Origin of the sequence: Mesorhizobium sp. BH1-1-4 (assembly GCF_020165665.1) — a bacterium.
Classification (GTDB): Bacteria; Pseudomonadota; Alphaproteobacteria; order Rhizobiales; family Rhizobiaceae; genus Mesorhizobium.
On record NZ_JAIUIN010000030.1, the window covers coordinates 1 to 26339 of the forward strand.

Here is a 26339-nt window from a genome sequence, read left to right on the forward strand (position 1 = left end):
GCGAAATGTCGTTGTCGGCCATGCGCTTGGCGATTGCCGCGAAGACGCCGATGCGGTCATGCACGGTCAGCCTGATGAAGTAACCGCCGGCATGGCTGCGCATCTGCGCCTTCTTGTAGGGCTTCAACTCCTTCGCCGGACGGCCGAAGACCGGACCGTGCTGGAAACCGGGTCGGCTCTTGGCGATGTCGGCGACGTCGCCGATGACCGCCGAAGCTGTGGCATTGCCGCCCGCACCTGGGCCAGAGAGCAGCAGTTCGCCCAGAATATCGGTCTCGATCGCCACCGCATTGGTAACGCCATGCACCTGCGCGATGACGGAAGCCGTCGGCACCATGGTCGGGTGCACGCGCTGCTCGATACCGCTTTCGGTGCGCTGGGCGACGCCGAGCAGCTTGATCCGGTAGCCGAGATCGCCGGCCGCGCGAATGTCGGCCTGGGTGATGTTGGAAATGCCTTCCATGTAGATGTCGTTGGCAGCGATCCTGGTGCCGAAGGCAAGGCTGGTCAGGATCGACAGCTTGTGTGCGGTGTCATGGCCCTCAATGTCGAAGGTCGGATCGGCTTCAGCGTAACCCAGCCGCTGCGCGTCCTTCAGCACGACATCGAAAGAGACGCCCTCGGCCTCCATGCGGGTCAGGATATAATTGCAGGTGCCGTTGAGAATGCCGAACACGCGGGTGACCGAGTTCCCGGCCATCGCTTCGCGCATCGTCTTGATGACGGGAATGCCGCCGGCCACCGCGGCCTCGTAGTTGAGCAGCACGCCCTTCTTCTCGGCGATCTCGGCAAGCGCCACGCCATGCTTGGCAAGCAGCGCCTTGTTGGCGGTGACGACATGGCGGCCGGCTTCGAGCGCGGCCTTCACCGAAGCCCGCGCCGGTCCCTCGTCGCCGCCGATCAGCTCGACGAACACGTCGATCTCGGCGGTCTGCGCCATCTTCACCGGATCGTCGAACCAGATCGCGGCGCCGAGATCGACGCCACGGTCGCGTTTCGGGTCGCGCGCCGACACCGCCGCCACGACGATGTCTCGCCCGCATTGGCGGGTCAGTTCCGTCGCCTTGTCGCGCAGCACGCGCGCCACCGAGGCACCGACCGTGCCAAGTCCGGCAATTCCAACACGCAGTGCTTCAGCCATGGAAGGCGGCGTCCCTCAAGTCAGATCGAATTTGTATTTACCGGTGGGCGGAAAGCGGCACCACATTGTTGGGCTGCTTGGCGCTGGTCGACAGGAAGCGCTTGATGTTGCGCGCCGCCTGGCGGATCCGGTGCTCATTCTCGACCAGCGCCACGCGCACGAAATCGTCGCCATGCTCGCCGAAGCCGACACCTGGCGCCACCGCCACGTCGGCATGCTCGATGAGCAGCTTGGAGAATTCGAGCGATCCCAGATGCCGGAACGGCTCCGGGATCGGCGCCCAGGCGAACATCGAGGCGGCCGGGGCCGGGATGGTCCATCCGGCGCGGCCGAAGGCATCGACCATCACGTCGCGGCGCTTGTGATAGATGTCGCGCACCTCGGCGATATCGGCGCCGTCGCCATTGAGCGCATGGGCGGCGGCCACCTGGATCGGGGTGAAGGCGCCGTAATCGAGATAGGATTTGACCCGGGTCAGCGCCGAAATCAGCCGCTCGTTGCCGACGGCGAAGCCCATGCGCCAGCCGGGCATGGAAAAGGTCTTCGACATCGAGGTGAACTCGACGCAGACATCCATGGCGCCCGGAACCTGCAGCACGGAGGGCGGCGGATTGCCGTCGAAATAGATTTCGGAATAGGCAAGGTCGGACAGGATGATGATGTCGTTCTTCTTGGCGAAGGCGACGACGTCCTTGTAGAAATCGAGCGAGGCCACCAGTGCCGTCGGGTTCGACGGATAGTTGAGGATCAGCGCCAGCGGCTTCGGGATCGAATGACGGACACCGCGCTCGAGCGCTGGAATGAAGCCGTCATCGGGCTCGACCTGCAGCGAACGGATGACGCCGCCCGACATGATGAAGCCGAAGGCGTGGATCGGATAGGTCGGATTGGGGCACAGGATCACATCGCCGGGCGCGGTGATCGCCTGCGCCATGTTGGCGAAGCCTTCCTTCGAGCCAAGCGTGGCCACCACCTGCGTATCGGGGTTGAGTTTCACGCCGAAGCGGCGGGCATAGTAGTTTGCCTGGGCGCGGCGCAAGCCTGGAATGCCGCGCGACGAGGAATAGCGGTGCGTGCGCGGGTCGCGCACGACCTCGCACAATTTGTCGACGATGGCCTTCGGCGTCGGCAGGTCCGGATTGCCCATGCCGAGATCGACGATGTCGGCGCCGCGCGAACGGGCGCTGGCCTTGAGCCGGTTGACCTGCTCGAACACGTAGGGCGGAAGCCGGCGGACCTTGTGAAATTCTTCCATGGCGGTTCCAGACAGCGAAGGGAGCCCCGGATAATGTTAGGGCATTGGGCGCGCGCTATATACTCATTTGCAGGTAGGGTCGAGGGCGGGGTCGCATTTGCCTTCGATCTGCTTCAGCGTCTGCGGTCCGTGTTTCTTGGCGAGATCGGTCAACGCCGCCTGGTTGGTGACGGCCGCGCCGCCGCCCTTGGCGCCCTGCCCGTTCTCGTCGGCCTTCAACTGGGCGAGCTTGGCGTTCTTCTCGGCCTCCGTGAATTGTTTCGCCGCCACTTTCGGCGGGATGTTCAGGTTCGGAAAGGTGCCGGTGTCCTTCGGGCCGGCGTCCGAGGCCATCGGCACCGGGCCACTGGTATTCGTGCTCGAACATCCGGCAATGGCCACGAACATGATCGCCGCGCCGATGCGGCAAAAATGGCCGGCACCGAAAAAAACAGTCTCGCCAAACTTATTCGTCATATTGTTTCCTTGGCAGCCGGGGTAGAGCGAGATTGGACCCTGTCGGATGTCCCATGTTAATATGTCAAGAAAACGCTTCCGGAGGAACCCCGCGAACCATGTCCAAAACACCCGATTCGGGCAAAGCGGAAGATGGCGGACCTTCGACGGTCGAGCAATATCTGGTAAAGGATCCGGAACGCTTCGCGCTGAACATGGCCCGGATGATCGAGCAAGCCGGCAAAGCCGCCTCCGCCTGGGCCGAACCGCGCGAAAAAGGTGAGGTGCGCGACCATGTCGCCGAGCCGGTCGTCGACATGGTCAAGACCTTCTCCAAGCTCTCGGAATACTGGCTTGCCGACCCGCAGCGCGCGCTCGAGGCGCAGACAAGGCTGTTCGCCGGCTATATGACGGTTTGGGCAAATGCCATCCAGCGCGTCAGCCCCAACGCCGAAGGGCCCGACGATGCCGTCAAACCGGAGCGCGGCGACAAGCGTTTCCAGGATCCGGAATGGGGCCGCAACGCCTTCTTCGATTTCCTCAAGCAGGCCTATCTCGTCACCTCGCGCTGGGCGTCCGAGCTGGTCGACCATGCCGAAGGCCTGGACGAGCACACCCGCCACAAGGCGAGCTTCTACGTCAAGCAGGTATCGAACGCCATCTCGCCGTCCAATTTCATCCTGACCAATCCCGAACTGTTTCGCGAAACCGTCGCCTCCAACGGCGAAAACCTGGTGCGCGGCATGAAGATGCTGGCCGAGGACATCGCCGCCGGCAAGGGCGACCTGAAATTGCGCCAGGCGGACTATTCGCCCTTTGAGATCGGCAGGAACATCGCCACCACGCCCGGCAAGGTGGTCGGCCGCAGCGATGTCGCCGAGATCATCCAGTATGATGCGGCGACCGAGACGGTGCTGAAGCGCCCGCTGCTGATCTGCCCGCCCTGGATCAACAAGTTCTACATCCTCGACCTCAACCCGCAGAAATCCTTCATCCGCTGGGCGATCGAGCAAGGCCACACCGTTTTCGTCATCTCCTGGATCAATCCGGACGAGCGCCACGGCGCCAAGAACTGGGAAGCCTATATCAGGGAGGGCCTGCAATACGGCCTCGACACGATCGAGAAGGCGACCGGCGAACGCGACGTCAACGCGATCGGCTACTGCGTCGGCGGCACGCTGCTGGCGGCGGCATTGGCGCTGATGGCCAGGGAAGGCGACGACCGCATCAAGTCGGCGACCTTCTTCACCACCCAGGTCGACTTCACCTATGCCGGCGACCTGAAAGTGTTCGTCGACGAGGAACAGGTCGCGGCGGTGGAAAAGTCGATGAACGAAAAGGGCTATCTCGACGGCACCAAGATGGCCGCCGCCTTCAACATGCTGCGCTCGGGCGACCTGATCTGGCCCTATGTCGTCAACAACTACATGCGCGGCAAGGATCCCTTGCCCTTCGACCTGCTCTACTGGAACGCCGATTCGACCCGCATGGCGGCGGCCAACCATTCCTTCTACCTGCGCAACTGCTATCTCGAGAACAACCTCTCGCGCGGCACGATGGAGCTGGCGGGCCACACGGTCTCGCTCGGCGATGTCACCATTCCGGTCTACAATCTCGCCTCCCGGGAAGATCACATCGCGCCGGCGCTGTCCGTCTTCCTCGGCTCGAAATATTTCGGCGGCACGGTCGAGTATGTGATGGCGGGATCGGGCCATATAGCGGGCGTCGTCAATCCGCCCGCATCCAACAAATACCAGTACTGGACCGGCGGCCCGCCGAAAGGCGACTTCGACCAGTGGATAGCCAGCGCCCAGGACCATCCCGGATCCTGGTGGCCGCACTGGCAAAGCTGGATAGAGGCCAAGGACAACACCCGCGTCCCTGCCCGCAAACCCGGCAAGCATATGAAAACCTTGGGCGATGCTCCGGGGACCTATGTCAGGGTGCGTGTGTAACGGACTGTAATGTGTGGTGAGTTGACGGACCCGTAAAAGCGGGCGAAATGGTGTCGTCAACCATCAAGCAGCCGCAATTCGGCAGTCGCTGCAAAAATACTTACAGGCTTGCTGATTTGACACAGGTCTCGTTTCCGGATCGGAGACAAAGGTCACCCTGACGCGGACATATTGGTCAGCGTCTCGGACATACCGACCGGACATCGAGGGGGAATTTGACTTTGAAATCAGCAGGATGGAGCCTCGCAAAGGGAGAACGCCGCGCCATTGTGGCAGCGCTCTGCTCGATGCTCCTGGCCTCCTGCACATCGGCTGGCGACCCGACAATGTCGGTCGGAATGCCCGGCTACAATGCTTCCGCGTCGAACATGAACGCCGCCTCCACCGGCAAGCCGCTCGCCGCCGCCGATTCGTCGTCGCAGGTGGCGACAGAGCAGACGACCGTGATGAGCGAAACCGACACGGCGCTCCCCGAAAAGGTTGCCTACGTGCCGATGGCCAAGCCGCAGGCTGTCTTCCCGCTCACCACGCCGGCCGGCGCTGAAACGATCGTGGGACAGACGCCGCAGGCCTTGCAACAACCAGTACAGACGGCGCAGCAGACCGACGCGGTTGCCCAGAAGATCGCCGCCGCGGATGCCGCCGCGATCGCACCGAAGCCGGCCGCCGCACCGGTGATGAACAACCCCGTCTATGTGACCGCTGGCGAGGCGCCGCAAGCCGACGCCCCGAGGAAAAAAGGCTTCCTGGCATCGATGTTCGGTGCCACCCCGGCTTCGGCGACGCCTGCCCCGCTGGTCAACACACGATCTGGCGAACAGCCGGTCGTGCAGGCCAAGCCTGCCCCGGCGGCGGCAAAGCCGATCATCACATTGGCCTCGGCCGATTCCACGGCAAAGCCGATACAACTGGCTTCGACCGGCGGTGACGATGCCGGTCACATCACGGGCAGCGACGCCTTGCCTGGCGTGCGCCAGACGGCCCTGTTCGAGATCAAGCGCAAATCCGGCCTCGACGACGAAAGCGACGTCGACCTCAACGAGGACGAAGGCTCGGGCGGCAGCTATCAGGTCGCGTCCGCCGCCGGCATGGCCCGCCTGGCGCCCAACGGCCTCTTGAAGCAGAATGAGAGCGTGGACGTCGCCTGCCTGAAGCCGTCGCTGGTGCGTGTGCTGAAGACGATCGAAGGCCACTACGGCCGCAAGATGATGGTGACCTCGGGCTATCGCGACCCGGCCCGCAACCGCCGCGCCAACGGTGCCAAGAATTCGCTGCACATGTACTGCGCCGCCGCCGACATCCAGGTGCCCGGCGTCTCCAAATGGGAGCTGGCGAACTACATCAGGACCATGCCCGGCCGCGGCGGCGTCGGAACCTATTGCCACACCGAATCGGTCCATGTCGACGTCGGCCCCGAGCGCGACTGGAACTGGCGCTGCCGCCGGCGCAGCGGCGGTGGCGACGGCTAGCGGCTGATTTGGCGGACCGAAAGCCTGTCGGCTAAGGGCGGCCAACTTCGTTATCCAACGGGCGGAGCAGGAGCGGAGCTCCGTGACGAAGCAACTGACGTCACCACAAATCGCCAAGCCCTGCCGCCCCTCGTGAAATCGCTGATTTGTCAGGTTGGAAAAAAGTTGTCCAAGGCGGCACCTGACGGGTTGCCGGTTGCGCACAACGTCAGTATAAGCCGCTTCGTCTGAGCGCGCCCATCGTCTAGCGGTTAGGACACCGCCCTTTCACGGCGGTAACAGGGGTTCGATTCCCCTTGGGCGTACCAGGCTTTTCAAGCACTTTGCCGAGAACCTTTTTTCCCACGTCCGATGCTTGGCCATGTCGCCCGAGAATCGGGCCGGGCTTGCGTCACCTGACCGCAAAAGCCCACGCCTGACCTAACTGCCAACCAGCGGCACGGTGACGGTTGTCGCGTAGTTGATCGGAAAGGCGCTGAAGTAGGGAAAATCGATGACGAAGGCGTAGGTCGCGGTCAGGTGCGCCATGCGAAAGCCGCCGCTTGCCGGATCGATGGCGATCGTGACGTTCACATCCTTCAGGCCCAGCGCCTGCAGTTTCTGCGTCGCGATCGATTGGATGTCGGCCTGGGTCAACGTATTTTGAAGTTGCAGTGATCGTGACGATGTCTCGAGCGTATAGCGAACGCTGGAGACGGCGTTCATCGACCAGCCGAAGGCGAAGATGCCGAACAACAGCATGACGAGAAAAGGCGCGATGAGCGCGAATTCCAACCCGGCCCCACCCGCCTGATCCCGCCTGAATGCGTTAGCTCGAGCAGGCCGTTGACGACGTCCTGAAGATACCTGTTTTGACGCAATTCCGGACGGAAAACCGCTGCGCGCTTTTCCCGGGATTGCTTTAGCGGACACGGATCACCTCCAGATGGCCGATGACGCTGGAACTGGAGAAGACACCGAAGGCGAAGGGCGGCACCCAGGTCGCCGATGCCTGAATCTGGACATAGACCGATGGCGCCTTCGGCCCGCTGCACAAGGTGGAAGCATCGACCACCGTCGTCCCGCACTTGTAAATCCGGCTTAGCGTGACCTGGCCATCCGGCGGTCGCTTCTCCCAGCTCGAAATGGCCACGCCCTGGGTCGCCGTATCATTGGTCGATCCCGCCATGATCAGGTTCGCGGCGGTTTTGACGCCGGCGCGCATCGACAGCGAGCTCGTCATGTAAGACCAGCCATCGATGATGCCGAGCAGCGCCACGCACAGGAAGGGCAGAACCATCGCGAACTCGACCGCCGCAACGCCCGCTCTATCGCTCAGGATCGGCACCGATCGGCGTTTCACAGGGCTACTCGACCAGCGCCACGGACTGCGCCGCCGGAATGTCGCGCATTCCGAGACTCGTGCAATCCTGGTTGATGGTTGTGCTGCCGGACCATTGAATCGTATTGGCGACGACCTGGGTGCAGCCGATGTTGCCCGAGAAATTGCCGAGATAACTCACTTGCTGCCTGGGGAAGTAGATGGCTCCGGTCAGCAGCGAATCCGCCGTGCCGTTGAATGTGCTGGACGCGCTGTTGCCGGTCCTGTCGCCGTAGAACAGCACACCGGAATAGGCACCGGAGGTCGGTGCGCTGAGCTTCACGGAGGCGGTGCCATTCATGCCGACGGTCGAACTGCCCGACATGAAGATGGTCACACCGCTGCCGACAATGGCCGCGTTGGCGTTAATCTTGAGATCGCCCTGAACGACATAGACGCCGGGCGAGAGGGTGACATTGCCCTTCAGCGACATGCCGTTGCAATAGGTGCCTGGGCTCAGCGTCGCCTTGTTGTCATTCTGGCAGGGATTCGATGCCGCCGGGGTCGGCAGGTCGGCAAATGGATCGGCGACAGGCAGCGCCTGCGTGATCGGCGCCGCGCAGATGGTCGTGACGGGGTTGCTGAGAGAGACACCGCCCGCCGATATCAGGCAATCGACCTGGAGGCTCGCCGAGCCCTGTAGCTTGATGGCGTCCGGCGCGATCGAATTGGACATTATCACGCAACCGGTGACCTTCACCGCGGTGTTGCCGGAAAACAGTGCGGCCTGCGAAGCGGTCGGATCGAGCGCGGTCATGCAGGCCTTCGAGGCATTGGTGATGAGGGCCACCGCCCTCGCCCGTTCGGGAACCTGAGTCTGCGTGAAGATCGCCGTGAACACGCGGTCGAGGTTCTGCTTGACGATGACCTCGACAGCTTTCTTCGCCGTGTTCGGCCCGGACGCCGGCGGCGTGTTGACGACGATCGTGCCCGCGCCAAGCCCGTTCGTCGCGGCCGACTGTGTTGCCGCCGCGATGACCGTTGGCTTGTCGGAACCAGAGATCTGCTCTAGCGCGCCGGCATAAGCCGCGGCATCGGCCGTGGCCTGCAGTCTCAGGCTGTTATAGTACCAGTAGGACGTCTCCACGCCGAAACCCGCCGCACCCACGACGATCGGCAGGCTGAGGGCGAAGATGGTGGCAACGTTTGCATTTCTGCTCCGGCATATGCCGGTCGCCGCGAGCCAAAATCGGGTGACGCAATTGAAAGCCATAACTTAAATTAGAAAGCATGCATATATGAACGAACGGCTAAAAAGTTCGGTTCATTTGTGCTCGCAGGCGCCATTGGCTTCAAACAGCGTCTTGGCCGATCGTCGCATGCTGACATCTTCGTGGGCAGGATCACTCCACCCGAGCGGCAAAGCGCGCGTGAAGCCGCTTGGCGCAATGCCAGAATAGGCCGGGGATGGGCGTCCAGCCCCGCCCGATCCACCTGCCTATCCGCTTCGGAATTTTGGAGGCCTCGCCCCGGAATCGAACCGAGGCTTCCGAGATTTGCAGTCTCTAGCGTAGCCGCTCCGCCACGAGGCCATACGTGCTTTGCTATCGGGCAGAAGTTTAAAGTCTCTTGATGTCGTGGGTAAAACTTTCAGCAACTCCCGATTGTGGAAAAGAGCCCGTCAAACGGCAGATACATGTCATGCAGGACTCGCTTGCCGGACGTGAATTGCATCTGGCTCCACAAGGGCTGCACGCCCTTGCTGGCTTCTCTTTTCCGTCGCTATCCTACCAGTTCACCTTGAAGCCGACATTGCCGCCATAGGTCTGCACGCCGTCGCCGAATTTGCCGTCGAAAGTGGCAAACATCGAGGTGTTGCTGTTCCAGTTCATCTTCAGGCCGGCATTGACGGCGACCGCGTCCTCGGCCGCCGCGGCGCCCTGAATCACGAAGGAATAGCCGGGCGCCGCCTGGAAGCTCGGCTTGACCGAGCGGTCGGGTTCGAACTCGTGCACCCATGCCGCACGACCCCAGGCCTGTAGCGACCGGTCACCGCCTGCGGCGATCGTCGTGTCGAGTTGCAAGCCGAGCGAGACCGGCAGCGAGGTGATGACGCGCTGGTTGAAACTGAGCCCCAGCGCGCCGCCGCCAAGCGACGTCTCGTCGAAGGCATCCATGGACAGGAACGAGAACTGGAGCGCGGCGAACGGCGTGATCGCGCCCTGGCCCACTTGCTGGCGCCAGCCGGCCTCCACATTGGTGCCAAAACCGGCGCTCAGGAAATTGCTGCGCCAGTTCTCCGTCGTGATCGCGGGCACGGGATCGAGCGGTGTGTCCGAGCCGGGTACCGAGGTCGCCCGATGGACATTGTTGTTGTAGAGGCCGAAGGCCAGTCCGCCATTGATGTAGAACTGATCCCATTTGCGCGCGACATAGGCGCCGGCCTGGGCGCCGATGATGTTGCCGGAGGTCTGGCGGTCGTCGACGGCGAAGGACGCCGCCGCGCCGCCCAGCGCAAAGCCCATCACCATGTCGGAGTCGCCGGTGGACTCCAGACCCGCCGCGAAGCTGCCACCCCTGTAGACATTTTCGGCACTGCCAACGACGGCATCGCCGCCGAGGTCACCGGCGTTGCCGCCGGCCGTTGCCCAGTAGCTCCAGCGCCGTTCGTCCGGCTGCATGGCTTTGAACGGATCCTTCTTCTTCGCCGCCGGCTCGTCATAGGCCTGCGGCTTGAGGGAATAATCCGTTGGATCGGTGCCGAGCCCGGTGCGCCAGAAATTCGCCTGCCGGTTCATCGAGGCCATGAATGTGTCATAGGCGTCGAACTGCGGCTGCTCGAAGCCAGAAACACCCTCGCCCGAGATCGAGTCGTAGACAGCGCCAAGCTGATCGAGCGTCGGGATATAGAACAGCGCAGCGGCGATCTTCTCGAAGGCCGGCGAGGTCAGATCCGTCTGGATGGCGTTGACGGCCCGGCCGACCGAGGTCTGGTTTTCGGTCAGGCCGGTGCGGGCGAAGTTGATATCGACATTGAGATAGAGATCGTCGAGGCCCTCATACACCAGCTTGTACAGAGCGACCGCGCTGGGGATCGAGTCGAGCACGAGCCCGCTGTCGGTGATGCCGCCATCGGCATGCAGGATCAGGTACTCCTCGGTGCCTGGCTTCGCGGCACCTGGTTCCATGATGTTGAGATTGACCTTGCCATCGAGGTCTGCCGTGCCGGTGATGTTGATCTGATCGGCTTGCGGGTCGAGATCGAGGTCGAGCAGGTAGGTGCCGATCCCCGACTGCGTCCAGTTCCCCGTGACGTAAGTCGTCAGGACATGGTCGAGGTCGCCCGGCGCGACATAGCCGTCATTGCTGAACTGGCCGGTCCCGCCGAGGTCGACGGTGTCGCCCATCCGGTAAATGGCGTCCTTCTCGTTGTTGAAGGCATTCTGGCCACCGCCGAGGGCAATCGAGCCCATCGTGTCCTTGAAATTGTTGTAGGTGTCGTTGCCGACGCCGCCGAGCATGGCATAGCCGTCGATCTTGCGCTCGCAGCCCGCGTCGACCCCGGGGATGCAACCGTCGGCCCCGGTGACCGCGCCGACGAAGCCGTTGTTGGTCAGCACATTGTCCCTGCCGTCCAGGTAGCTGACGCCGGCGCCGGTGCCCGAGCCGCCGATGATCATCACGTCCTTGGCGATGGTGACGTTGATGTCGCCATTGTCGGCGATGTCGCTGCCGCCGCCGGAGCTCTGCTCCATCAGCGCGGATGAGTTCTTGCCGGTGACATAGAGGTTGGCGGTCTGCTCGAACGTGACGTCGCCGCCCACACCGGCGCCGCCGGCGCTGCCCATGAACCCTTGCGGTGCCGGCGTCGAGAACGGGCTCACCATCAGGCTGGTTGCAGCCGGTGCCTGGTCGAGGCCGAGGAAATTACCGGAGAACCCACCAACGCCGCCGCCGCCGCCGACACTCTGGCCGAAGACGCCCACCGAATTGTCGCCGGTGATCAGCATGGCGACATTGCTGTTGATCGTCACCTTGCCGCCATCGCCGCTGCCGCCATTGACAGCCTCGATGATGCCATCGGTGCCGGCGGTCATCACGCCGCCGCCACCGCCGACCGACTGCGCGAAAATGCCGACCGAGCCATTGCCCTTCAACACGATCACGCCGGTGTTGGTGACGGTGACATCGCCGCCCTTGCCGGTCGCGCCGCTGTCGCCGCCGATGAACACCGGCGGGCCGATGGTCGCCGCGATCGCGGTGCCGCCGCTGCCGCCGCCACCGCCGACCGACTGCGCGAAGATCGCGACCGAATTGTCGCCGTCGAGCTGCATCTGGCCGTTGTTGACGACGGTGACCACGCCGCCGTCGCCGCCGGCGGAACCCTTGCCGCCCAGCGCCAGCGAGAAGCCGGGAACGCCGCCGGCCACCGAGTAGGTCGCCCCGCCATTGCCGCCGCCGCCGCCAACCGACTGCGCCATGATGCCGGTCGAGCCAAAGCCCTGGGTGTGGATGAAGCCGTCGCTGAAATTGGTGACGTTGACGTCGCCGCCCTTGCCGCTGGCACCACCGTCGCCGCCGATGCCGAATGTCAAGGCGCCAGGGCTGAGCGCCGCGGCAATGCTCATGGCGCCGTTGCCGCCACCGCCGCCGATCGATTCGGCGAAGATCGCCACCGAGGAAGCAGACACGGTCGTGATGTCGCCGTGGTTGTTGACGGTGACGACACCGCCGTCACCCGAACTGCCGCCATCGCCGCCGACGCCGACCGAAGTCGGCACGATGCTGGCGCCGATACCGCCGCCGCCCGAGCCGCCACCGGCGCCGACCGATTGCGCGAAGATGCCATGCGCGCCGATGCCCTCGACCGTGATCGTGCCATTGGCATTGTTGTTGACCGTGACCGCGCCGCCGCCGCCATTGCTGCCGGCCATGGTCCCGTTGCCAACATCGCCGCCCTTGCCGCCAACGGCGATGAAGCCGATCGCGCGGCCGCCCGAACCGCCGCCGCCGCCGATCGACTGCGCGTTGATACCATCAGCACCCGCGCCATAAGTGTGCAGGCTGTTGTTGTTGGTGACGGTGACGATGCCGCCGATGCCGGACGAGCCGCCGGCGCCGCCGATCGCGATCAAGGCCGGGATCGAGCCGGTGATGCCGCCATTCTTGCCGCCGCCCGAACCGCCGCCGCCGCCCACCGACTGCGCCTGGATGGCGTAGGAATCGATGCCGTGCGTCTCGATCATGGCGTCGTTGATGACATCCACTTGTCCGCCATTGCCACTTGAGCCGCCGGAGCCGCCGACGGCGATCGCACTGATGCCGAGCGAGCCGCCGGCGCCGCCGCCGCCGCCGATAGATTGCGCGAAAACGCCAACGGAATCATCGGCATGCGTAAGGATGCCGCCATAATTGTTGACCGTGACGTGGCCGCCTATACCACCGGCTTTCCCGGAACCTCCGAGCGACAGCAGGCCGCCGGCGCCGCCGCCGGTGCCGCCGCCGCCGCCGACCGACTGCGCGAAGATGCCGGCGGAATAGCCCTGCTCGGGATCGGCGCTCGGGGCGCCTTCGGCCGGAGGGGTTGGCGACGTGCCGTGCGTCTCGATGATGGCCGTGCCGGCCTGGCTGAGGTCGGTCTTGCCGTTGGTCACGGTGACCGAGCCGCCATTGCCGGCGGCCTTGCCCTGGCCCCCGATACCGACGGTGCCGAGCGCGCCGGCCTGGCCGTCGCCGCCATCGCCGCCGCCGCCGCCGATCGACTGCGCATGAATGCCATCCGACTTGGTGCCGAAGGTGGTGATCACGCTTTCATTGGCAACGATGACGGTTCCGCCATTGCCGCCGCCAGCGCCGTTGCCGCCAATGGCGACCGTGCCGGACCTGGTCAGGCTGCTGGTGCCGAGCGGCTTCAGCAGCAGCGTCGGATCGACCGGCACGTAAGGTATCGCGAAGAGGCCACCCGTTCCCACATAAGCGTCGCCACCGATGCCGCCGCCGCCGCCGATCGATTGTGCGACGATGCCGGACGACTTGTCGCCATGGGTGGTGATGAAATCATAATTGCCGACCTCGACGGTCTCGGCGTCGTTGCCGGTTCCACCGGCACCGCCGACGACGCCCTGAAGATTCCAGTTCGGCTTGCCGCCGGCCGGTTCGCAGACTTTCGGAAGGGTGCATTTCGCGCCAAGCTGCAGCGAGATCGAATTGGCGCGGCCGCCGGTGCCGCCGCCGCCGCCGATCGATTGCGCCAGAATGCCGAAAGCGCCCACGCCGCTGGTTTCGATGCCGCCATACTGCCTGATGGTGACGTTGCCGCCCTTGTTGCCGTCGCCGGCCGCGCCGCCGACCGCGACACTGACGTTGACCTGCGTGCCCGCATTGTTGCCGTTGAGGCCGAGCACGCCGGTGATGGCGTTGCCGCCGGAACCGCCGCCGCCGCCGACCGACTGCGCGAAGATGCCGTAAGCGCCATCGCCATTGGTCGTGGTCTGGCCCGCCGCGAGCAGGCCGGTCTGCAACAGGCCGTGATTGGTCACGAAAACGTCGCCGGCAAAACCGGCGTCTCCGCCGAAGCCGCCGACCGTGACGCCGGCGTTGAAATTGGTTCCCGTGCCCAGCGAGCCGATCACGGCCGAGACGGCCATGCCGCCATTGCCGCCGCCGCCGCCGATCGACTGTGCCTGGATGGCATGGGATTCGATGCCATAGGTCGAGATCGCACCCGTATTGTCGATCGTCACCTTGCCGCTGTTGGTACCGGCGCCGCCGAAGCCGCCGACGCTGGCCGACAAGGTCTTGGCGTCGGTGCCGGCAATCACGCCGGAGATCGCCATGCCGCCATTGCCGCCGCTGCCGCCGACCGACTGTGCGAAGAGGCCGACGGACTGGTCGCCGGTTGTGACGGTCGAGCCGTGCCGCGTCAGCAGCACCTCGCCGCCCGTACCGCCGCCACCGCCCTCGCCGCCGACCGCGGCGGTGATCTGGTTGCCGCCCTCACCGAGGTTGAGAGCCGCCGCCACGCTGAGCCCGCCAGTGCCGCCGCCGCCGCCGACCGACTGCGCCAGCACGCCAAAGGCCTTGTCGCCGCCGGTCTGGATGATGCCGGTTGAATCGACCGTGACCTTCTCGGCATCGCCGCCGGAACCGGCCCCGCCACCGAGCGATACCGAAACCGCGCCGTTTTTGCCCGGGTTCTTGCCGAGCGAGCCCTTGATGGTCGCGGCAAAGGAGAAGCCGCCATTGCCACCGCCACCGCCGACCGACTGTGCCAGGATGCCGTTCGCGCCGTTGCCTTCGGTCAGGACGTTATCGACCGAAGTGACATTGACGGTCTTGCCGTCGCCGGAGCCCGCACCTGAACCGCCGACCGACACGGCGATCGCGGCCTTGGCATTCTGGCCGGTGACTGAGATGGCGCCCGAGAAACCGCCATCGCCACCACCGCCGCCGACCGACTGCGCGAAGATGCCGTTGGAATCGCCGCCCACGGTGTGGACAGTTGCGTTGTTGTCGGCGAGGGTGGTGCCGACATTGCTGTTGACGATGACGGCACCGCCATCCTGGCCGGTGCCACCGTTGCCGCCGACGCTGACAGCGGCGCCGCCGGCGCCGTCGACGACCATCTCCCCGGAAATGGCAAAACCACCTGTGCCGCCGCCGCCGCCGATGGACTGCGCCAGGATGCCGTTCGCCTTGTCGCCGGTCGTGTCGATCGTGCCGGTATTGTTGACGGTTACCAGTTTGGAAGTGCCGCCCTTGGCGCCGCTGCCGCCGACAGAAACGGCCGCGGCCGCCTGCTGCGCGGAGCCGGCGATGGTCACCGCCGCGCCGCCATTGCCGCCGCCGCCGCCCACCGATTGCGCCAGGATGCCGTTCGAACCGTTCTTTAGGGTAACGATATTGCCGGTCGAGGTTACGGTGACCGTATCGGCATTGCCGCCGCCGGCGCCCGAACCCCCGACACCGACGCCCACCGCGCCCTGACCCGCGGTGATCGCAAGCGCGCCCGAGAACCCGCCATTGCCGCCGCCACCGCCGATCGACTGCGCCAGGATGCCGTCGGCCTTCAAACCTTCGGTCCTGAGATCGCCGGTCGAGGTGACCGTTACCGATTTGGCGTCGCCGCCATTGTCGCCCGAGCCGCCGACCCCGACGGCCAGGCTGCCCGCACCCCGGCCGGTCAGCGTGCCGGCCACGGCGCCACCGCCATTGCCGCCGCCGCCGCCGACCGATTGGGCGAAGATCGCATGCGAGCCGTCGCCATCGGTCTCGATGCTGCCATGACTGGTGACGGTGACGGCCTCGGCGGCGCCGCCGCTCGAGCCGGAGCCGCCGACCGCGACGCTTGCTGCCATGGCGTTGCTGCCTGACAGCGCGATGGCGAAACCGCCATTGCCGCCGCCGCCGCCCACCGATTGCGCCAGTATGCCGAAAGAATCTTTTCCTTGCGTCAGGATGTTGTTGTAGCTGGTGACGGTGACCGTATCGGCATTCGAGCCTGATCCGGCGCCGCCGCCGATGCTGACACCCAGCCCGCCGCCGCCAAGGCCGACGCCGAGGCTGCCGGCGAAGCCGCCCGAACCGCCGCCGCCGCCCACCGACTGTGCGAAGATGCCGGAAGAATTGTCGCCCTGGGTCCAGATCGAAACGGTGTTTGATGGTGGCGCCTGCAGCACCGGCAGGCCGTTGCCGTCGACGAGGCTGTAGCTGTTGACGACCACCTTGCCGGCGGTCGAGCCGGTCGCGCCCTTGCCGCCGACGCCGACGCCGATGCCGGCATTGCCTGTCGTCGCCGAGCCCGCGATGGCAAAGCCGCCATTGCCGCCGCCGCCGCCGATCGACTGCGCCAGGATGCCGTTGGAGAACTTGCCGGTCGTTGTGATCGTACCGGTGCTCGTCACCGTCACGTCCTTGCCGATGCCGCCGACGCCGCCCTTGCCGCCAATGGCGACAGCCGCCGTAGCCGCGTCAGGATCGCCGATCGCGCCCGAGACGGCGACCGCAAAGCCGCCATTGCCGCCGCCGCCGCCGATCGATTGGGCGATGATGCCGGAGGAATTGTCAAAATTCGTCGAGATGTTGCCGGTACTCGTCACCTTGACGATGTCGGCGGCGCCACCGCCGGCGCCGTTACCGCCAAGCGAGACGCCGATAGCGATCGACTTGCCGCCGCCGAGCGATCCGGCAAAGCCGCCATTGCCTCCACCGCCGCCAACCGACTGCGCCAGGATGCCGGCGGCACCCGTGCCGCGCACGTCTCCAGCTGTGAAGCCTGCGCCAGTCGAAATATTGCCGGTCGATATGACCGTGACGTCGAGACCGGCGCCCGCCGCGCCGCCCTTACCGCCAAGGCCAACGGCAATGCCCGCATCCAGACCTAGAGCCAGCGACACGGTCGAGCCGCCATTGCCGCCGCCGCCGCCCACCGACTGCGCCAGGATGCCGATCGACTGGTCGCCATAGGTGGTGATGTTACCGGTCGAGGTGACCTTGACCGTCTTGGCGCTGCCGCCGCCGGCACCATTGCCGCCGAGGCCGACCGCTGCTGCCACACCCTGCAGCGTGATCGCGCCGGAACCGGCAAAGCCGCCATTGCCGCCGCCGCCGCCCACAGACTGAGCCATGATGCCGATCGACTGGTCGCCATGCGTTTGGATGTTGCCGGTCGAGGTCACGGTGACCGCGCCGGCGAGCTGGCCGGTGCCGCCGCTGCCGCCGATCGCCACCGAGGCGCCGAACGCGCCGGTGGTGAACGTGCCGGCGACGCTGAAGCCGCCATTGCCGCCGCCGCCGCCGATCGACTGTGCCAGAATGCCGTCAGCCTGTTTGCCGTTTGTAGCGATGTTGCCGTAGCTGGTGACGAAAACATCCTTGCCGACGCCGCCCGTGGCGCCGCTGCCGCCGATCGATACCGCCGCCGCGCCGCCGGCGCCCTCGTAGGAGCCAGAGCCACTCACCGTCACGGCAAAGCCGCCATTGCCGCCACCGCCGCCGATCGACTGCGCCAGGATGCCGGTCGATCCGTCGTCGATGGTCAGGATGCTGTTTTGCGTGACGACATTGCCGACTTTCTTGCCATTGTTGACGGTCGCCGTGCCGGCATCGCCACCGCCACCGCCCTTGCCGCCAAGGTTGACGCCGACGGCGGCCACGCCGCCAAGTGTCAGACTGCCGGAGAAGCCGCCATTGCCGCCGCCGCCGCCGATGCTTTCAGCCTGAACGCCGACGGCGTTCTTGCCTTCGGTGACCAGGTTCCAGGTGCCGGCATAAGCGGCCATGGTGACCGCATGGTTGGCGCCGTCGGCGTTGACGATGACGTTACCAGCGTTGCTGCCGTCGGCGCCGGCCCCGCCAAGGCCGACGCTTGCCGCGCCGACGCCAATTGCCGCCGAGACCGTAAAGCCGCCATTGCCGCCGCCACCGCCGATCGATTGCGCCAGGATGCCGGTCGAGTTCTCGCCCTTGGTATGGATCGAGCCGGAGCTGCCGACGATGACATCCGCACCGGCACCGCCACCGGCGCCTTGGCCGCCGATGTTGACCGCGATACCGATCCCGCCGATCGCACCGCCGATCGAATAGCCACCGTTGCCACCGCCGCCGCCGACCGATTGCGCGACGAGGCCGGCGGCATTGTCGCCAGATGTCGAAATGTCGCTCAGGCTCGACACTGTAACGAGCTTCGATGCCCCGCCCTTCCCGCCATTGCCGCCGATGCCGATCGCCGCCGCGAACGTTCCCGTGGCATTGACCGCGACCGCGATCGCCGCGCCGCCATTGCCACCCGTGCCACCGATCGATTGCGCGAAGATGCCGCGCGAGCCGTCGCCGTAGGTCGTCAGCGAGCCGGCGGTCTCCACCGTCACCGTGTTGCCGTCACTGGCATTGCCGGCCGCTCCGCCCATGGCAAGGGCAAGGGGGCCGATCGCGCCCGAAACCGCAAAGCCGCCATTGCCGCCACCGCCACCGATCGACTGCGCGAACACAGCGTCGGACTGGTCGCCATGGGTGATGATGGAATAGGCGGTGTCGCTGGCGTCCCGCAGCACCTCGACGGCGCCGGACGTACCACCGCTGCCGCCAGCGCCACCAAGGGCCACGCTGAAGCCGAGGCCGCCGGAGAAGGCGCCGCCGCCATTGCCGCCGCCGCCGCCGACCGATTGCGCGAAGATGCCGGCCGAATTGACCGCCGCCGTGCTGTCGAAGATCGCGTTCTTGCCGGTCTCGATATCACCGGCATTGGTGACTGTCACGCGGGCGCCATTACCGCCGGCGCCACCCTTGCCGCCAGCAGAGAACAGGCCGCCGGACGTACCGCCATTGCCGCCACCACCACCGACAGACTGCGCGAAGATGCCGGCCGACTGCTTGCCGTCGGTGTCGATGGAACCGGCGGCGGTGTTCGTCACTTCGACGATGCCGCCATTGGTGGTCGAGGCGCCGTTGCCGCCTAGCGACACGAGACCGCCCGAATTGCCGCCATTGCCGCCGCCGCCACCGATCGACTGGGCAAGGATGCCGTTCGATTCCTGGCCGTGGGTGACGATCGCGCCCGAATTGGTGACTCCGACGGTCACGACATTGGCCGGACCGCCATTGCCGCCGAGACTGCCGCTGCCACCCGAGGCGAACAGGCCGAAATTCGAACCGCCGTCGCCGCCGCCACCGCCGATTGTCTGGGCGAGGATGCCTTGCGAATTGTTGCCCCAAGTGGTGATGGCGGCATTGTTGGTGACCTGGACGATGCCGCCATTGCCGCCATTGCCGCCGCTACCGCCGGAAGAAGAGAAGAGGCCGAAACCGCCGGCGCTGCCGCCGCCGCCGCCGCCGATCGATTGCGCGACGATGCCATGCGAATAGATACCGTGGGTGACGATCGTCGTGCCGACGCCGGTGAAGACGTTGGCGTTGCCGCCGCTGCCAGCCGGACTGCCGCCGCCGGGGTTGAAGACCAGGCCGCCGCCACCGCCGCCATTGCCGCCATGACCGCCCTGGCTGATAGCGACGACACCAGCGGAGTAGTTACCGAAGGTCTCGACGCTGCCGCCATTGAAGTTGGCCGTAGCCGTGCCACCACTGCCACCCAAGCCACCGTCGCCGGCATTGCCCGAGATGCCCTTGGCGTCGCCGCCGTCGCCGCCATCGCCAGCAACGCTGCTCGCAACGATGCCCGCGTTGGGACATGCCGTTGGCAATACGCAATTGTTGCTCGTCTGGACGGCTCCGGTGACGTTGACCGTAACACTACCGCCATCGGCGCCGTCGTGACCGTCGCCGCCGTTGGAAAAGACGTAGCCATTGCTGCCATTGCCGCCGCGGCTGCCGCTTGAGGACCCAAGCACGCCGATGGTGCCGTTCGCGATCACCGCGCCGCTGCCGGATGTATTGGTGCTGGCCGCAGGCTGGTTGTAGTTGACCGTAAGTGTCGGACCGGAATTGCCAGATGGTCCACCTGCCGCTGTCGCGGGCGGCGCGACGCAATCGGGCCCAGCGCACGACTCGGCGGTAGCGGGATGCCCGTTGCTGGCAGGCGTCGCCGGCGTGATCGTGCACCGCGCTGGATCATTGCTGCTGCAGGTGTAGTGCTGCACACCCGCACTTGGGTCAGCGGGGGCAGCGCCTGTCCCAGTCAACGATATCCGGCTGGGATCGATCGTCAGCGTATTGACGTTGAGCGTCGTGACGCCTGGCGCGGTATAGCTGATGTCGGCATTTGGCGCGCCTGTGCAGTTCTCGACATTGCCACTGGCCGCAACACAAGCCGCCTTGGCGGAACCGGTCGGACCAATGAACAGCATCGCCGCCATGACCAAGGTCACGGCAGTTGCCGCCACGAAGCCGGAAATACCGAGACATCGAGGTTTCAGCCATGCTGAAACACCACGCGACCCGACCGCACTCTCCCGAAGAGCCATCGCCATCCCCCCGACCCGCGCCCAACCCGGAACGAATCATCCCTTGCTAATGCAACCTATCAGATCGCAGCCACGGCCGGGTATTCTCAAGAATAGATATGAGGTAATTTAGATACTCTGTTGCCGTTTAGACACAGAAATCGCAGCAACCGTCGGGTGGTTACGTATTGTTGGGAAGTAGCACAAGACTATGGAATAAAATCTGCTTCAAGCAGAAAGAACTGGCGCCGGTTCAGCAACCGACCCGGCCGACAATTCTCTTTGTACAGCAAGGAAAAACCTGCGTACTTCGTCACTGGCCGTAGCCCTGTCTCTGCCCGATCCTATGATCCGATCAAGCAGCTCCGCCGCCTTGGCCCTCCAGAACGATGTGGCCTTCTCGCCGTTTAGACTACCGAGCGTAGCGGCCACTTCCCTGACCAAGAATAGCTGACGATCGATCGGGAACGCACGGACTTTTTCTGGGGACATCTTCCGAACCATGAAACTGACGCAACGAATCAACCATTGCCGAACAAGCAATGGCTAACCGCGAAGGTGGAAACGGAAGCTTAACGAGGCGAGCCGAAGCATCGCCGCGCGTGACATTGTCATGCGCGGTGGAAGATGAGCTGGTCACCCGGGGATTCGAAGCCGCCTCAGGCCTGCAGCGGTCTCGCCTCGCCGCCGCGCTTACGCGGCGCCATCATGTCGCCGGCCATCAATCCGGTGACGCGGCAGAACGCCATGAACGCCCGGCAGGCGTCTTCGGTCTCGACCACGTCCACCGTGGCGCCAAAACAGGCATTGAAGGCTTTCTGATACACCGGGCCCTGCCGGCGCGCTGGCCAGTCCTGCAGAAAATCGAGCGCCTGCTCGACGCTGTAGATTTCCTCGACCGGCAAGCCGGGACCTGGTGCGATGCGCACCGGTACCTCGAATTGCAATCTGTCCATCCAACATCTCCCGAACTGGCGTCGCCCAAGCAACGCCGTTCGTCGTCAAAAGTTGCTTTATCCGTTTGTGCCACGAAAATGTGTCGTCACTGCGGAAGCAGCCGCTTTTGCTGCAGCCGGCCAGGGAAAGCCCTGCCGGCGCAGCCGGCCCGGCAAGGCTTTCCGGCGCACCAGGCAGCGACTACTGGTTGGCCGGGTCGGTCTCCGCGTCGAAGGCCATGGGCACCACCATCAGCAAGACATAGGCCGACGGCAAGGCGAACAGCGCGCCAAGGACGAGCGCTCCGGTTGGGTTCGGCAAGCGAATATCCGGGCGGCGGGAGCCGCACCAGGCAGTTCTTCCTTGAACCTTTCGCCGCCAGGTGCCAAATCTGGTGGCATATTCGCGCCAGCACTCCTGCGACGCGTCATCTTCTATACGGACAAAATGGTCACCTATCTCGACGCCGCCACGGCACCGCTCAGAAACACCGGCCAGATCCGCCTCTATGGCGAGGAAGGCTTTGCCGGCATGCGCAAGGCATGCGACCTCACCGCGCGCTGCCTGGACGAGCTGGCGCCGATGGTCGGTCCCGGCGTCACCACCGACACGATCGACCGTTTCGTCTTCGAGTTCGGCATGGATCATGGCGCACTGCCGGCCACGCTCAACTATCGCGGCTACACGAAATCGTCCTGCACCTCGATCAACCATGTCGTCTGTCACGGCATTCCCGATAACAAACCGCTGAAGGATGGCGATATCGTCAACATCGACGTGACCTACATCCTCGATGGCTGGCATGGCGATTCCTCGCGCATGTATCCGGTCGGCACGATCAAGCGCGCCGCCGAGCGCTTGCTCGAGGTCACCCATGAATGCCTGATGCGCGGCATCGCCGCGGTCAGGCCGGGCGCGCGCACCGGCGCCATCGGCGCTGCCATCCAGACCTACGCCGAAGCCGAGCGCTGCTCGGTGGTGCGCGATTTCTGCGGTCACGGCGTCGGCCAGCTGTTCCACGACGCGCCCAACATCCTGCACTACGGCAGTGCCAATGAAGGCGTGGAAATGCGCCCCGGCATGATCTTCACCATCGAGCCGATGATCAATCTCGGCAGGCCGCATGTGAAGGTGCTGTCGGATGGCTGGACGGCGGTGACGCGCGATCGCTCGCTGTCGGCGCAATACGAGCACACGGTCGGCGTGACCGACACCGGCTGCGAGATTTTCACCCTGTCGCCCAAAAAGCTCGACCGCCCCGGCCTGCCAGCCTAGGAGCCCGTGGCCCTCAATCGCCTGTTCTGTTTCGCGCCTATTTCCAGTGTTGGCGTGGCCGCCAGTCCTCGTCCTCGTCCTGGTCTCGGAACCAGCGCATTATTTCCCGGCAACTGCGCGGACGGCCATCGCTGACCCTGCCATCCGTGCAGGGATCGTAGCGTTCGCGCGCGTAGTTCCGGTGCCTTTCCCGATAACGCTCGCGGTGATCCAGCATGCGCAGGATCTCGCGGCAATCATGCGGCCTCCCGTCGCTGTAACGGCCGTCAGTGCAGGGATGATCGTACTGGATGACATGGATCGGAAAGTGCTGATCCGGGCGGCTAACGGCGGGTCCGGCATCGATCATCGGGGCAGCCATTGCCGGGGCGAAGCCAAGAAGCAGCCCGGCGGACAGCAGGATACGAATGAGCCTGGGCATCTTGGTTGTCTCCTAATGTGGCGTTGTCAGTGACGACACCGAGAGCTTGCACGCGCCCCATTGCCCAACATTGCGTCGAAGGCGGAGGCTACTCATTCCCTGCCGCCGACTGGGAGCGGCCCCAGCCTCTTGACGGTTATTGCTTGATTGGCAGCGCCGAAAAGACCTCGACCGCCCCCGCCCGCCGTCCTAGTATTTCGTGGGGATCAGCGATCATTGCTCGGCTCCGGGCTGGATATGGGCGGTACATGGCGAGACAAGGCGACGACGACGAGCGCGGTTTCTTCTCCGAAGTGCCGATCCGGCAAGCCGCGAAGGCAAAGCCCGCCCCAGCCGAAAAGCCCCATTATCTCGGCCATCGCGATCGTCTGCGCGAGCGCTTTGCGTCGGCCGGTCCGGATGCCTTGCCCGACTATGAGCTTCTGGAACTCCTGCTCTTCCGCCTGATCCCGCGCGCCGACACCAAGCCGGTCGCCAAGGCGCTGCTGGCCCGCTTCGGCACCTTGGCCGAAGTGCTCGGCGCGCCCGTTGGCCTTCTGCAGGAGATCAAGGGCATCGGTCCGGTGGTGGCGTTCGACCTGAAGGTGGTTGCGGCAACGGCACAGCGCATGGCGCGCGGCGAGGTTCAGGGCCGCGAGGTCCTGGCCTCATGGCAGCAGCTTCTCGACTATTGCCGCTCGGCCATGGCGTTCGAGGCGCGCGAGCAGTTCCGCATCCTGTTCCTGGACAAGAAGAACGCACTGATATCGGACGAGGTGCAGCAGACAGGCACGGTCGACCACACGCCGGTCTATCCCCGCGAAGTGGTCAAGCGCGCGCTCGAACTGTCGGCGACAGCGATCATCCTGGTCCACAATCATCCCTCGGGCGACCCGACGCCGTCGCGCGCCGATATCGAGATGACGAAAGAGATCATCGAAGCCGCCAAGCGGCTGGGCATTTCCGTGCACGACCACATCATCATCGGGCGGAAAGGATACGCCAGCATGAAGGGCCTGCTGCTGATCTAGATCCAGGGTCCCGCCACGGCGGGTGACGTCTTGGCCGGAATTTGAAAATCGTTCAATCTTGGAAAGGACGATCCTGATATCGCTTGTTTTGCGGATCAATCTTCCACAGAGGAAGCGGCCCATCCAGTTTTTTGAAAGATGATTTCGTTGAGGGCAGGCATTTCCGCTGTTACGGTTTGAAACGCTTCAATTGGATGACGCAGTTGCAACGCAAGCGCCCGACCATAGCGGATGTCGCACGAACGGCCGGTGTCTCCATCGGCACGGTTTCGAACTTCATCAATGGCACAGCCGGGCTGAAGGACGGCACGCGGGACCGCATCGAGAAGGCGATCGCCGCCTTGATGTACCGGCCGAGTTCCTTTGCACGCTCCCTGCCCGGCCGCCCGCCGCAGCGGCTGAAGAATCTCGACCATTTGCCGAGGCTTCTGGTGGCGGGCCGGGTGAGCGTCGACTTCCTGTGCCGCGTCGACGTGCTGCCTCATCGCGACGACCGGATCACGGCAAGCCATATCGAAAAAGCGCTGGGCGGCCCTGCGGCCAACCTTGCGGTTGCCGCCGCGGGCGTCGGGGCGCCCTATGCGCTCGACGTGGAACTGGCGACGGCGGTCGGCCAGGACGCGGAGAGCGACTGGGCGCTTGGCGCGCTTTCGAAACTGGGCGTCCACGCCTTGCCGATCCGCAGCACGCCCAACAACCGGCTTTCGCAGGCGATCGTCATCATCGAACGCAACGGCAGCCGCACCATCATCAGCGAACCGTTCGAACTGGGCGAAGTCGACCTGACCGCCAATCTGGAGATCAAACCCGAGCTACGCCCGGCCTGCCTGCACATCGAAGGCTTTCATTATGACACGATGACCGCCTCCATCGAGCGCTTTCATCAAGCCGGATGGAAAGTGAGCCTGCATTCCGCCGGTCTGCCCAGGAGCGCGCGGACGCCCGAAGTCTTTGCGCGGATGATCAGGCAGATCGACCTGACCTTCATCAACGACGTCATGATGCGCGAGATTTTCGGCTTTCGCACCGGTGTGGCGACCATGATCGAAGAGGTGCGGCTGATCCTGTCGCGCGTCAAGCCGCGGGGAACGGTCGTGCTCACCCTTGGCGAGTTCGGCGCGGTCGTCTTTCCGTCGACGGGCGGACCGCGTATCGAGGTCCCGGCGCTGCCCGTCAACCGGGTCGACGCGACCGGTGCCGGCGACAGCTTCGCCGGCATCTTCCTCAGTCTATGGCTGCATGGCGCATCGCTGGAAACAGCGGCCCGCTACGCGGCGATCGGCGCCAGCCTGACGACCACCGTCGAGGGCGCTCAAGGGTACATCGCCGACTTCACGACATTGAAGGCCACCGCTTTAGCGAATGACGTGATGGCAAGCTAAATCGATACCTTACCGGGATGAAAGTATCCCACACCAGGCAATATCGGGAGAAACATGATCATGACGAAAGCGAAAGTCCTTCTGGTCGGCGAGAGCTGGATGAGTTCGGCCACCCACTACAAGGGTTTCGACCAGTTCGGCAGCGTCACCTTCCATCTCGGCGCGACACCTTTGGTCAACGCCCTGAAGGACAGCGAATTCGATCTCGAATACATGCCGGCCCACGAAGCCGTCGAAAAGCTGCCTTTCACCATGGAAGGCCTGTCGCAATACAGGGCGATCATCCTGTCCGATATCGGCGCGAATTCGCTGCTGCTGCATCCTGACGTCTGGCTGCACGGCAAGACCGTTCCCAACCGGCTCAAGCTTCTTCGCGACTGGACGCAAGCCGGCGGTGGGCTGGTCATGATCGGCGGCTATTTCAGCTTCCAGGGCATTGACGGTAAGGCCCGCTGGCATCGCACGGCCGTGGAGGATGCGCTGCCGGTAACCTGCCTTCCCAATGACGACCGGCTCGAAATCCCGGAGGGCTTCCGGCCCGAGATCACCGGCCCCAGGGATCATCCGCTGTTTGCCGGCATCGACGGTGAATGGCCCATTCTTCTCGGCGCCAACGAGGTCGTTACCCGCGACCGGGATGATGTCGAGGTGCTGGCGCGGTTGCCGCGGGACCAGGGCGGTCATCCGCTGCTGGTTACCGGGCGCCATGGCGAGGGGCGCACGCTGGTCTGGACGTCGGATATCGGGCCGCACTGGCTGCCGAACAGTTTCGTCGAATGGCCCGGCTATGCCAGGCTTTGGACCAATGTGCTGCGCTGGGTGAGCAAGACCATCTAGCCACTCAACCCGATCAGCAACCGCTGG

The 26339-nt window shown here is 64.8% G+C and carries 16 protein-coding genes and 2 tRNA genes; 7 read left to right on the top strand and 11 right to left on the bottom strand.

Annotated features, from left to right (window positions below):
* From LB569_RS29060 to LB569_RS29070, 3 genes are all read right to left on the bottom strand, one after another.
* Positions 1-1141 (bottom strand): homoserine dehydrogenase (locus LB569_RS29060; RefSeq protein ID WP_224695025.1); only part of this gene is annotated, 1141 nt, incomplete at its 3' end.
* 37 nt (positions 1142-1178) lie between these two features.
* Positions 1179-2396, bottom strand: coding sequence for an LL-diaminopimelate aminotransferase (locus LB569_RS29065; RefSeq protein ID WP_224535068.1), 1218 nt, complete (start codon positions 2394-2396; stop codon positions 1179-1181).
* Between the two features lie 63 nt (positions 2397-2459).
* The gene (locus LB569_RS29070; RefSeq protein WP_224695026.1) at positions 2460-2852 is read right to left on the bottom strand and encodes a hypothetical protein; all 393 of its coding nucleotides are present in this window, start codon (positions 2850-2852) and stop codon (positions 2460-2462) included.
* 98 nt (positions 2853-2950) lie between these two features.
* On the opposite strand from LB569_RS29070, the gene phaC reads away from it, so the two are divergent.
* The 3 genes from phaC (at position 2951) to LB569_RS29085 (ending at position 6563) form a co-directional block, all read left to right on the top strand.
* Complete coding sequence (phaC, locus tag LB569_RS29075; RefSeq protein ID WP_224695027.1) at positions 2951-4786, top strand: class I poly(R)-hydroxyalkanoic acid synthase; 1836 nt, start codon at positions 2951-2953, stop codon at positions 4784-4786.
* Between the two features lie 215 nt (positions 4787-5001).
* Positions 5002-6255: a YcbK family protein gene (locus tag LB569_RS29080; RefSeq protein WP_224695028.1), complete on the top strand. Its 1254-nt coding sequence runs from the start codon at positions 5002-5004 to the stop codon at positions 6253-6255.
* Positions 6256-6488: 233 nt separating this feature from the next.
* Positions 6489-6563, top strand: a tRNA-Glu gene (locus LB569_RS29085).
* A 112-nt stretch (positions 6564-6675) separates the two neighbouring features.
* Here the strand turns inward: LB569_RS29085 and LB569_RS29090 are convergent.
* From LB569_RS29090 to LB569_RS29120, 7 genes are all read right to left on the bottom strand, one after another.
* A complete protein-coding gene (locus LB569_RS29090; RefSeq protein ID WP_224695029.1) occupies positions 6676-7167 on the bottom strand; it encodes a TadE/TadG family type IV pilus assembly protein in 492 nt (163 codons plus the stop codon).
* Complete coding sequence (locus tag LB569_RS29095; protein ID WP_181173536.1) at positions 7157-7597, bottom strand: TadE/TadG family type IV pilus assembly protein; 441 nt, start codon at positions 7595-7597, stop codon at positions 7157-7159. The genes LB569_RS29090 and LB569_RS29095 overlap by 11 nt, the downstream gene beginning before the upstream one ends.
* Before the next feature lie 4 nt (positions 7598-7601).
* Entirely contained in the window at positions 7602-8828 is a 1227-nt protein-coding gene (locus LB569_RS29100; protein ID WP_181173537.1) for a pilus assembly protein TadG-related protein, read from the bottom strand.
* 243 nt (positions 8829-9071) lie between these two features.
* Positions 9072-9147 (bottom strand) — tRNA-Cys (locus tag LB569_RS29105).
* A 195-nt stretch (positions 9148-9342) separates the two neighbouring features.
* The gene (locus tag LB569_RS29110; RefSeq protein ID WP_224695057.1) at positions 9343-20376 is read right to left on the bottom strand and encodes a hypothetical protein; all 11034 of its coding nucleotides are present in this window, start codon (positions 20374-20376) and stop codon (positions 9343-9345) included.
* Between the two features lie 303 nt (positions 20377-20679).
* Positions 20680-20955, bottom strand: coding sequence for a DUF6074 family protein (locus LB569_RS29115; protein ID WP_318012760.1), 276 nt, complete (start codon positions 20953-20955; stop codon positions 20680-20682).
* 155 nt (positions 20956-21110) lie between these two features.
* Positions 21111-21407 carry a DUF982 domain-containing protein gene (locus LB569_RS29120; protein ID WP_224535081.1) on the bottom strand — a complete coding sequence of 99 codons (297 nt, stop codon included), beginning with the start codon at positions 21405-21407 and terminating at the stop codon, positions 21111-21113.
* A gap of 427 nt (positions 21408-21834) precedes the next feature.
* Between LB569_RS29120 and map the strand changes: the two genes are divergently transcribed.
* Positions 21835-22662, top strand: a complete 828-nt coding sequence (map, locus tag LB569_RS29125) for a type I methionyl aminopeptidase (protein WP_140701584.1) — start codon at positions 21835-21837, stop codon at positions 22660-22662.
* A gap of 37 nt (positions 22663-22699) precedes the next feature.
* Here the strand turns inward: map and LB569_RS29130 are convergent, their stop codons facing one another.
* Entirely contained in the window at positions 22700-23083 is a 384-nt protein-coding gene (locus LB569_RS29130; protein ID WP_224695030.1) for a hypothetical protein, read from the bottom strand.
* Between the two features lie 248 nt (positions 23084-23331).
* Between LB569_RS29130 and radC the strand changes: the two genes are divergently transcribed.
* The 3 genes from radC (at position 23332) to LB569_RS29145 (ending at position 26312) form a co-directional block, all read left to right on the top strand.
* Positions 23332-24093 carry a RadC family protein gene (gene radC / locus LB569_RS29135; RefSeq protein WP_224695031.1) on the top strand — a complete coding sequence of 254 codons (762 nt, stop codon included), beginning with the start codon at positions 23332-23334 and terminating at the stop codon, positions 24091-24093.
* Positions 24094-24287: 194 nt separating this feature from the next.
* The gene (locus LB569_RS29140; RefSeq protein WP_224695032.1) at positions 24288-25475 is read left to right on the top strand and encodes a carbohydrate kinase family protein; all 1188 of its coding nucleotides are present in this window, start codon (positions 24288-24290) and stop codon (positions 25473-25475) included.
* Positions 25476-25535: 60 nt separating this feature from the next.
* Complete coding sequence (locus LB569_RS29145) at positions 25536-26312, top strand: glutamine amidotransferase (RefSeq protein ID WP_224695033.1); 777 nt, start codon at positions 25536-25538, stop codon at positions 26310-26312.
* Positions 26313-26339: the final 27 nt, after the last annotated feature.